Here is a 9899-nt window from a genome sequence, read left to right as displayed (position 1 = left end):
AGGGAGAGGGAGAAAAACGGGCTACTTTTTGCGTGAGAGCTTAAACGCGATAAACAGGAACACCACCCATACCGGCAGCAGCATTGCTGAAAGCCGCATCTCATCCATGGTGCACATCAGCACCAGAATCAACGCCAGGAACGCGATACAGAGGTAGTTCCCCGCCGGATAGAGCAGCGCTTTGAACTGCGTCTCACGTCCCTTACGGCGCATCGCCGCGCGGAAACGCAGGTGCGCCAGGCAGATCATGATCCAGTTCAGCAGCAGCGTGGCGACAACCAGCGCCATCAGCAGGCCGAAGGCCTGTTTCGGCAGCAGGTAGTTGATTAGCACTACCAGAGACGTAATCGCGCCGGAAAGGAACAGCGAATTGATCGGCACGCCGCGGCGGCTGACGCGGGTGAGGAACTTCGGCGCGTTGCCCTGTACGGAGAGGCCAAACAGCATACGGCTGTTGGAGTAGACCCCGCTGTTGTACACCGACAAAGAGGCCACCAGAATGACGAAGTTCAGTGCCGAAGCCACCACGTTGCTGTTGAGATCGTGGAAAATCATCACGAACGGGCTGCTGTCGGATTTCACTTCCACCCACGGATAGAGCGCCAGCAGCACCACCAGCGAGCCGATGTAAAACAGCAGAATACGGTACACCACCTGGTTGACCGCTTTCGGAATGCTTTTGTGCGGGTCGCGCGCTTCGGCCGCGGTAATGCCAATCAGCTCCAGACCGCCGAAGGAGAACATAATCACCGCCAGCGAGAGGATGAGCCCTTTCCAGCCGGTCGCCAGAAAGCCGCCGTGCTGCCACAGGTTGTCGATAGTGGCACGCTCGCCGCCGTGGCCGGAGAACAGCAGCCACAGGCCAAAGCCGATCATGCCGATAATCGCCAGCACCTTAATCAGCGCAAACCAGAACTCGGTTTCACCATACAGGCGCACGTTGACGAGGTTAACGGCGTTAATGATGATGAAGAAGGCCGCCGCCCAGATCCACGTGGGCACGTCCGGCAGCCAATACTGCATGTAGATGCCTGCGGCGGTCAGCTCCGCCATCCCCACCAGCACGAACATCACCCAGTAGTTCCAGCCGGAGAGGAAGCCTGCGAACGGGCCCCAGTATTTATAGGCAAAGTGCGCGAAGGAGCCTGACACCGGCTCTTCAACGACCATCTCGCCGAGCTGGCGCATGATCAGGAAGGCGATAACCCCGGCGATAGCGTAACCCAGCAGAACCGCCGGGCCGGCCATCTGAATGGCGGGGCCGATGCCGAGAAACAGCCCGGTACCGATTGCGCCGCCGAGGGCAATTAACTGAATATGTCGATTTTGCAAACCACGTTGCAGCGTCGGATTCTGATCCGACGAGGCTTCAGCGCGACCATGGCCTGAAGCGGATGACGCGTCTTTCACGCCCTACCCCTGTCTCTTTTTTAGAAGGGGCACGTTTTAACACTTCATGCTGGTGGTAGCAAGCTTAACGCCGGGCCAGCGCGTGCGCCCGGCGGATAAACGTCACGACCCGATAATTCCGCCGTCCGCTTTCACGATCACCACCGTGGACGATCGCGGGCGTCCGTTCGGGCTGGCGTCCGGCCAGTTAGAGACGGCGCGAGGGTTGGCCGGGTCGGTAATATCATCCCCGCCCTCCCCTGGGTGCTGAATGTTGATAAACAGCGTGCGGTTGTCCGGCGTAAACGCAATGCCGGTGATCTCACACCCGCGCGGCCCGGTCAGAAAACGGCGATACTCGTTGGTGCCCGGAATGGTCGCCACCATCTGGTTATTGCCCATTCCCTCGTACGCTTTCTTATTGATGGTGCTGGAGGAGACGTCGGTCTGGATCCACAGGACGCCCTGATGATCGAAAGAGAGTCCGTCCGGACTGCCGAATGCCGCGCCCTGCATGGAGCCTTTGGCCTTCGGATCGTCGCCGTCGGTGCGTCCGGCCATGACCAGAATATCCCACTTAAAGCGTGTAGCAGCAGGGTCCGCGCCGTCTTCGTGCCAGTGCATGATATGCCCAAACACGTTGTTGGCGCGCGGGTTGGCGGCATCCACCGGTGCTTTCCCCTCTTTCCCGCGATCGCTGTTGTTGGTGAGCGTACAGTAGACGCTGCCGCTGGCGTGCGGATCGACGGCTATCCATTCGGGGCGATCCATTTTGGTCGCCCCCACCGCGTCGGCCGCCAGGCGGGTTTTAATCAGCAGATCGCCCTGGCTTTCAAACCCTTTACTCTTATCCAGGCCATTTTGCCCGAAGATCAGCGGCAGCCAGTCTCCGCTACCGTCCTCGTTGAACCTGGCGACGTACAGCGTGCCGGAGGTCAGCAGCTGCATATTGGCTTCACGGTTCGCGGGATCGTATTTTTTGTCCGAGACAAACTTATAGATGTACTCAAACTTCTGATCGTCCCCCATGTAGACCACCACGCGGTTATCGGCGGCGAGCGTGACGGCTGCCCCCTCATGCTTGAAGCGGCCCAGGGCGGTGTGCTTGCGCGGTGTGGAGGTGGGGTTGTAGGGATCGATCTCCACGACCCAGCCGAAACGGTTGGGTTCGTTAGGAGTTTTATCGACGCTGAACCGCTCGTCCACCTCGTTCCAGCGGTAGGATTCATCGCTGTCGCTGATGCCGTAGCGTTTTTCCAGCGGATTGAGATCGGCTTTTTTGACAAAAATATCCGACCAGTTTTCCTCGCAGGTGAGATAGGTGCCCCACGGCGTGTGGCCGTTGGCGCAGTTTTGCATGGTGCCCAGCACGCGCTCCCCCTGCGGGTCGGCGGCGGTTTTCATTAAGTCCTGATGCCGCGCCGGGCCGGTAAGCTGCATCGGCGTATTGACGGTGATGCGGCGGGCATATGAAGACGGGCGTACCACCTGCCAGTCGCTGCCCGCTTTTTTCACTTCCACCACCGAGACGCCCATCGCGTTCTGCCCCTTGCGGGCCTTGTCGAGGCTCCAGTTCGCCGTACCGTCGGTAAACAGCATCCCGTTGTCGATGTATTCATGGTTCATCGCCAGCAGGCCATGCTCCGGGTTTTGCTCCCCCTGCGGCAGGCTAAACCACGCCATGCCGTCGTGGTGCATACCCGCCTGCACAGCCTGTTCGTCCGTGGTGTTGCTGGCGTCCGGCTTAAAGGCCGGCATGTTGTTTTTGATCCCCGTCGGGTCACCCCAACGATAGAACGGGCGGGCAATATAGCCTTCCGGCACCCTGACCGTATCTTCGGTGGAGACGTCGATGCTGGTAAAGCCCAGGGAAACCGCTTTTGCCAGCGCGGAAGGCTTCGATACCGCGGCAATGGCGTTCTCAGGTTTGATCAGAAACGGGAATGATACGGCGGCCCCCGCAACGGCCCCCATCTGGAGAAAACGGCGGCGGGAGAGGAACACCTCCGCCACCTCGGAGAATACCGGGTTTGCGCTGCGGTTAGCGATGTCGTCGCGATGTTCTTTTTTAAAAACGGATTTGAGGGGTCTGCCCATAGCGGCTTCCTGTCATTGGCCAAGAGGTAAAGAGTTGGCGACCAGTGTAAGAAGCTTTTATTACAATTTTATAACACGATGACGGAAGGATGGGGGCATCCGTGCCCCGGATAACGAGGTGGAACGCTTAGAACTCGTAGCCAACCGAGACCTTAAAGGTACGCGGTTCGCCCTGAGTGATGTAGGTACCGGAATCGTCCACGCTGGCCCAGTAGTTCTCATTGGTCACGTTGTCGATGCCCGCGCGCACGGTCATCTGGTTTGCGTTGTGGTTCACCGCGAAGCGATAGCGCATGCCCAGATCCAGCGTGGTGTAACTATCCAGCTTTTTGCTGTTCGCGAGGTCGGCATACTGCGTGCCGGAGTGGTTCACGCGCGCGGTCGCTGTCAGGCCGTCAACCGGCTTGATGTCGTACTCCGCGCCCAGCACGGCGTAGAAGTTCGGAATACCAATTGCATCGTTGCCCTGGTTCACGCCGTTTTTGGTTTTGGTTAGCTCCGCCTGCAGCCAGGTGGCGCTGGCGTTCAGACGCATCCCGAGCATCGGCTCGCCGAAGACGTTCAGCTCCACGCCACGGTTACGCTGCTCCGCATCCAGGCCGTAGTGATTGTTAGCATCGAGGATCGCCGAGGGCATTTTAATCTCAAACAGCGCCAGAGAGCCGCCCACGCGCCCGAAGTCCGCCTTCACGCCCACTTCGTTCTGCTTAGAGTGAACGATGCCGGTGCTCTGGCCGTAGTTGGTGGCGGTGTTAGGTGCGGTTTTGCCCGGCTGCAGCGCTTCGGTGTGGTTGGCGTAGAGGGAAATTTCTTCCCACGGTTTGTAAACCACGCCGTAGGTTGGCATCCAGCGGCTGCCGTCGAAGCCGTCCGCGTCGTTTTCTGCGCCGGTAATTTTGTTATACCCGCGAACGACCACTTTCTGATGGCGCGCGCCTGCGGTGAACAGCAGCTTGTCATCAAGCACGCCCAGGGTATCGCTCAGCAGCCAGCCCTGGGTGCGGGTGCGCCCGCTGGTCAGCGGATCGCTGTATTTACCACCGGAGCCGTTTAAGTTGGTGCTGTCCGGCATATCCACGCCGGTGTTGTGGTAGATGTTGGTGGTCGGGTTATCCTTCGCCGCCGACATTTTCCACGCGATTTTTTCGTTTTTGGTCATCGCGGAATAGCCAACGTTGACCTTGTGCGATACGAAGCCGGTAGTGAAGTTACCGCGAATGCCCGCCATCCCGCTGACGGAATCGCTGATGCGGTTGGTATCAAGACGACTGACTACCGCATTACCGCTTTTATCCATCAGCTTCGGCGCGCTGTAGATCCCCTCTTCATGAGCGTGCTGCGCGCCGAGGCCGGTATAGGCGGTCCAGCTGTCGGTGATGTCATACTCGCTGCGCCACATCCCGAACTCGTTTTCGATATCGCTGTAGGCCCACTTCTGCGAGAAGTTACGATCGTTCTTCGGTGGTTCTGGCACGAAGTCCACCGCCGAGATGTTGACGCTGGTCGGGCTGCCGTGGAAGGTTTTTTTCTGATAGCCCAGATCCAGCGAGGTGCGGAAGCGGTCGCCTTTGTAGTCCAGGCCGGTGGAGAGCAGCGTGGTGCGGCGGCGATCGTTCGGTACGCCGGTTTCGCCTTCACGATGCACGAGGTTCACGCGCGCGCCGAACTGGTCGTTATCGCCAAAGCGACGCCCCGCATCCAGCGTGGTGCCAATCTGGGAATCCGAGGTGTAGTCCACGCCCACTTTCGCCTGCGGCGTTTCCCCGGCATGCTTTGGCTCAAGGTTAATCATCCCGCCCACGCCCGAGCTTGCCGCGCCGTTCATCAGGGAGTTTGCCCCTTTGAAGATCTCAATGCGGTCAACCATCTGGGCATCCACCACCTGACGCGGCAGCACGCCGGAGAGGCCACCGAAGGTCATGTCGTCGCCGTCAAACTTCAGGCCGCGAATGCGGAAGGTTTCTGCGCTGTTGCCGTAACCCTGCACAAACTGCACGCCCGCGTCGTTGGCGACCACATCAGCAATGGTTTTCGCCTGCTGATCTTCCACCAGTTTTGAGGTGTAGCTGATGATGTTGAACGGCACGTCCATGGCGTTCTGCTGGCCGAGCATCCCCATTCGCCCGCCGTTCGCCACCTGTCCGTCAAGGAAGGCCGGCACCAGCTGGTCGCCACCGGGTTTAAAGTCGCCGGCAGGTGCAGACTGTACAACGATGGTGTCTTCTTTTTTATCCTCTGCCGCCCAGGCGGAATGTGTAACCGCGCCAATGGCGAGCGCCAGCAGCGTTTTGTGCATTTTGGTGTTGTTCATCGTTAACTCGTTTGAAAGTGCGCGCAAAAATAGCCCGTGGACGGGCTTTAGAATATATTGGTTGCAATGCAAATGAGAACTATACGCATTATCTATGCTTTGGCAAGCGCAAATCTCTGCAGGATCCTGCTCAAATTAATGCGTGATAAAAGGGGATGCTCCCTTGCGCTGAACCCTTTGAGATCACACGCACGGAAAATGAGGCCATTTTGGCAACCATGACGCAAATACGACACAAGGAGAAAATCAGGATGGTTTGAAACTGGCGTAAGTGCCTGTTTCTAAATGGCACGCCCTGTAGGATTCGAACCTACGACCTACGGCTTAGAAGGCCGTTGCTCTATCCAACTGAGCTAAGGGCGCACTGAGAAGAGTGAACTTCGCGGTGGTGAAACGCGAAGAATTATACGGTCAATGTCAGGTGAGTCAATGCCTTTTCCGTTTTCGGGGGCAATTACCGCTAGCCGATTGTAAATACGGCTATTTTCTCAACATTTCTCGCTGTTTCACCGTAAAATTTAGCGCTGCGAAAAGGCTTAGTTGTATTTAAGTAACGCCTGCTGTTTTCCTGCTCGTCGGCTCGTCACACTAGAGCGAGGTTTCCCGGCCGCCTGGAGGCTGACAGACAACAGGACAATGGAGTGACAGCGCAAAACCCGTTCGATACGCCCCCCCGATTACAGTTTATTTCTCAGGACATCGTCGGCATCAAACTGGAGCCTGTCGTCGCCCTCACCTCTCAGCGTCAGGTTGGCGTGGAGGTGCTTAGCATTCTGTCCGAAACGCAGCACAGCGAGGATTTTTTTCGCCATCAGTCGGCAGGCTGGTCAATGACGCTGCTTGAAGCGCAGCTTGCCGCACTAAAAAAGACGCCGCACGGTAATAACCTTTTTATTAATCTGCCGATAACCGTTCTGACAGAGCCAGCGTCCTTTCAGCGGCTCATCAATCTGAAAAACACGCCGCTGAATATCGAGATTGTTGACCTCTCTGCCTTTCTGGCGTTCTCTGCCGCACAGAAGCAGCGCGTCATTCAAAACCTGTCGAAACTCCGGGAACAGGGGCACAGTATATGGCTGGATGACATCGACGAAACGGTCATTCAGCCGTTTTTATTTTGTCGATTACCGTTGAACGGCATCAAAATTGATAAGAGCGCATTCTGGCGTTTACGCGCCACACCCGCGCTGAGGCAGCTGGTTTCACGTTGCTTTCAGCTGGCCGGGAGCGTGCTCATCGAAGGTATTGAGACTGAACGCGATCGCACCTGGGCACTGCAGGCAGGCGCAGATCTCGGCCAGGGATATTACTGGCCGTCCTGGACATGGCCGGAGGATTAAAGAGCCATTTCCAGGAGGGAGACCATGCGAATGACAGTGCGCCGTTACCGGCGGCGGCGTACAGGAAGTGATGCACTGGGATTTACGCGCTCACCTTTTGCTCCCCCCTTTTTCGACCGGCTCGAGTTTTTGAGCCAGTCCATCAGCCAGCCCCGAAAAACCGACGCTCCGTTTATCATTCTGGTCACGGAGGATCATTTTCTGCGCACCGGTTTTCTCAATGGGCAGTTTCCCCTGAGCAGCTGTTGCGACTATATCTCACTGGATGATGCGCTCGGCGCTCAGGCACAATGGCCTTCAGCGCGTCTGGTGGTGGATGTAGAAAGCCGCTCCACCGGGCTGATTGATCAACTGGATCAGTTAAGAAGGCATAGCCTGTATCCCCCCTTCCTGACGCCGTGGCTACTGGTCCGGGCAGATAATTATGATACCCGCCTCTTCTGCAAAGCGGCGGGGCCTTTTCACGTGCTGGAACGTCAGATGAACGCGGCAGGGCTTCAACACAGCCTGATGGATGCCCGCCCACCGCAGGGGTCCGATAAAGACTGGTTTTCCCGCAATGAATGGCCCATTTTGCAGGAGCTTGCCCGCGGTAAGACGCTGCGTCAGATTGCCCTTCTGCAGAATCGCCCCTATAGCCGCATTATCTATCGTCTTAGCTGCATCCTGCTTAAGCTGGGGCTGAGCCATCGCCAGGAATTGTTACACCTTCTTAATAACCTCTCTGACTGCACGTTTTAACTTACGCACTAACTTCTTATTTCCTAAAGCGCTTTAGGAATTTACTTACCACGCATGTTATGAAATGGTTAAATTTTAACAATGTATTCGATTTTATAACTATTCCTAATTTATGGTTCGGAACCATGTGAAATGTCACAGAATGAACCAAAGGCAGCACTTTCCTCCATCCGTTAAGTGAATGCAGAAGGCGTTAATAAGATGATAATGATGTAAAAACAAGCAGCTTCGCTTCACTCTCCAGGAGCGGAAAGCAAAGTGGATAGCATGTTCTCCTGCGCGATGATGGCGTGACGTTGATGCGCCTTAAGCACTTTCAGATGAAGGTTTGACACCTTGCGAGGGCACTTTTTCGCCTCTTTGACCCTGGGTCGCCCGCCGAATCGACGGGCTTTTTTATTAACAATTACGCAACATAAAGAGACATCTGTTATTTTTTGTTATTACATAAAGATGAAAAGATGCGGTAAATGGGATAACAGGATATTTCCGCTAAATTTAAAAACATAGCCATTAAGATCCAGAAGATAATACAAACCAATAAGCGGAGACTAATTTACAGGGTTTTCGGAAAAAACTTACTCTGTATAATAAGATGCGTACCAAATCTGAATAAGAAAAATCTTTTTGCCAACACCAGCCAAATGAGATGACCGCGCTGAGGCACTGTTCTTTTCATTACGTAAACAAGGATGCTTTCGCTCTTTCCAGGGAAATACTACGGTATAGGGATCTGCACTTTATATCCTTCCGGCATTTCGAGAGTTTTACAAAACTCTGCATAACGCTTTTAACAATCTGAGGCATTAAAAATGAAACCGGCATCCGTTATCATTATGGACGAACATCCTATCGTCAGAATGTCGATAGAGGTCCTGCTACAGAAAAATAAAAATATCACAGTCAAGCTTAAGTCTGGCGATAGCCATGAAGTTCTTGACTGTATTCGCAATCATCCTATCGATTTGGTGATCCTTGACATCGAACTTACGGGCACAGACGCCTTCGCTTTACTGAAGAGAATCAGAAACTTAAACAAAGACATCAAGATTCTGTTCCTCTCCTCTAAATCAGAGTTATTTTACGCGGGTCGTGCGATTCGCGCCGGGGCCAACGGCTTCGTCAGTAAACGAAAAGATTTGGGTGAGATCTACAACGCCGTAGAGATGATTTTGATGGGCTATTCTTTTTTCCCGTCGGAAACGCTGAATTTTATAAACCATATGGGTTCGGGAAAAGGGATGGCAGCGGATATGCCATTATCGAATCGCGAGGTCACGGTATTACGTTATCTGGCGAATGGATTATCCAATAAGGAGATTGCTGAACAGTTACTGTTGAGCAATAAGACCATCAGTGCGCACAAATCCAATATTTATTCCAAGCTTGGCGTACAAAGCATCGTGGAATTAATAGATTACGCCAAAGCGCACGAGCTGCTATAACCTGAATTCACTCCCTGCAGTTTATCCGAGCTGCAGGGAGTGCGGTCAGTGCTAATTATAATTAATCATGAAGGTAGCATCCGCATCAGCCCGTCCGGGCTGAGGGTTATCGGCCGTAGCAATATAATTGGCATAAAATGATAGGGTCGCATTCCCCTGTGCATCAACCGTCACCGGCTGGCTGGCCTGCTGAAGCGCCAGACGCGTTTTATCCGCATCCCTGATCTCGACGGCGACGTGGCTCGCTGTACTGGCATCATTCAGCGCCAGTAACCCGCTATTGCTCCCGTCAGCCTTACCCGAGAACGTAATGGACGCCGCCCCGGGCGGACAGCCGGTCAGCTTCAGCGTGAAGGGCATAGGTTGCGTGCGGCTCCCCGTGGTGTTGAGTTGCTTCGTGGGCCAGGTGCCCAGCGTGACCGTTTTGTCGCTATCGTTACCCTCTGCCACGCAGGTGAAATCGACAATATTGCCGTAGAGCCGAATATTAATTTCGCCCAATGCGGTTTCCGCCTGAGCCTGGGTGCAAAGCGCAAAGAGCGCCACGGTGATAAAACGGATCCCGTTTCGCATGTC

At 55.1% G+C, this 9899-nt stretch carries 7 protein-coding genes, 1 tRNA gene and 1 pseudogene; 4 read left to right on the top strand and 5 right to left on the bottom strand.

The genetic code is table 11. The annotated features are described in order from the left end of the window. Window positions 1-21: 21 nt before the first annotated feature. From pheP to IM295_RS01150, 3 genes are all read right to left on the bottom strand, one after another. A complete protein-coding gene (gene pheP, locus IM295_RS01160) occupies window positions 22-1410 on the bottom strand; it encodes a phenylalanine transporter (protein ID WP_193066100.1) in 1389 nt (462 codons plus the stop codon). Between the two features lie 102 nt (window positions 1411-1512). Beyond that, window positions 1513-3486, bottom strand: coding sequence for a PhoX family phosphatase (locus IM295_RS01155; protein WP_193066099.1), 1974 nt, complete (start codon window positions 3484-3486; stop codon window positions 1513-1515). Between the two features lie 127 nt (window positions 3487-3613). Further along, window positions 3614-5797 (bottom strand): TonB-dependent siderophore receptor, encoded by a 2184-nt coding sequence (locus tag IM295_RS01150; protein ID WP_193032139.1) that lies wholly within the window; start codon window positions 5795-5797, stop codon window positions 3614-3616. Window positions 5798-5944: 147 nt separating this feature from the next. On the opposite strand from IM295_RS01150, the pseudogene IM295_RS23250 reads away from it, so the two are divergent. Then, window positions 5945-6068 (top strand): annotated as a pseudogene (locus tag IM295_RS23250) (integrase); the annotation flags it as partial. Window positions 6069-6083: 15 nt separating this feature from the next. Here the strand turns inward: IM295_RS23250 and IM295_RS01145 are convergent. Further along, window positions 6084-6160 (bottom strand) — tRNA-Arg (locus IM295_RS01145). A gap of 278 nt (window positions 6161-6438) precedes the next feature. Here IM295_RS01145 and IM295_RS01140 point away from each other — a divergent pair. From IM295_RS01140 to fimZ, 3 genes are all read left to right on the top strand, one after another. Further along, window positions 6439-7137 (top strand): EAL domain-containing protein, encoded by a 699-nt coding sequence (locus IM295_RS01140; RefSeq protein WP_193066098.1) that lies wholly within the window; start codon window positions 6439-6441, stop codon window positions 7135-7137. Window positions 7138-7161: 24 nt separating this feature from the next. Next, a complete protein-coding gene (locus IM295_RS01135; protein ID WP_028012233.1) occupies window positions 7162-7878 on the top strand; it encodes a response regulator transcription factor in 717 nt (238 codons plus the stop codon). Window positions 7879-8690: 812 nt separating this feature from the next. Then, window positions 8691-9323 (top strand): fimbria biosynthesis transcriptional regulator FimZ, encoded by a 633-nt coding sequence (gene fimZ / locus IM295_RS01130; RefSeq protein ID WP_028012232.1) that lies wholly within the window; start codon window positions 8691-8693, stop codon window positions 9321-9323. A 51-nt stretch (window positions 9324-9374) separates the two neighbouring features. On the opposite strand, the gene sfmF is transcribed toward fimZ, so the two are convergent. Beyond that, window positions 9375-9896, bottom strand: coding sequence for a fimbria assembly protein (sfmF, locus tag IM295_RS01125; protein WP_028012231.1), 522 nt, complete (start codon window positions 9894-9896; stop codon window positions 9375-9377). Between the last annotated feature and the right edge of the window lie 3 nt (window positions 9897-9899).

This window comes from Enterobacter cloacae complex sp. P14RS (assembly GCF_014895895.1).
In the GTDB taxonomy this organism is placed as follows: Bacteria; Pseudomonadota; Gammaproteobacteria; order Enterobacterales; family Enterobacteriaceae; genus Enterobacter; species Enterobacter bugandensis.
The sequence above is the reverse complement of the archived record's forward strand: the minus strand, read 5'-3'. Positions and strand labels throughout refer to the sequence as shown.

Coding starts and splice junctions, on each gene's coding strand:
- sfmF (WP_028012231.1), bottom strand. CDS start 9,896: ATGCGAAACGGGATCCGTTTTATCACCGTGGCGCTCTTTGCGCTTTGC.
- IM295_RS01155 (WP_193066099.1), bottom strand. CDS start 3,486: ATGGGCAGACCCCTCAAATCCGTTTTTAAAAAAGAACATCGCGACGAC.
- IM295_RS01150 (WP_193032139.1), bottom strand. CDS start 5,797: ATGAACAACACCAAAATGCACAAAACGCTGCTGGCGCTCGCCATTGGC.
- fimZ (WP_028012232.1), top strand. CDS start 8,691: ATGAAACCGGCATCCGTTATCATTATGGACGAACATCCTATCGTCAGA.
- IM295_RS01135 (WP_028012233.1), top strand. CDS start 7,162: ATGCGAATGACAGTGCGCCGTTACCGGCGGCGGCGTACAGGAAGTGAT.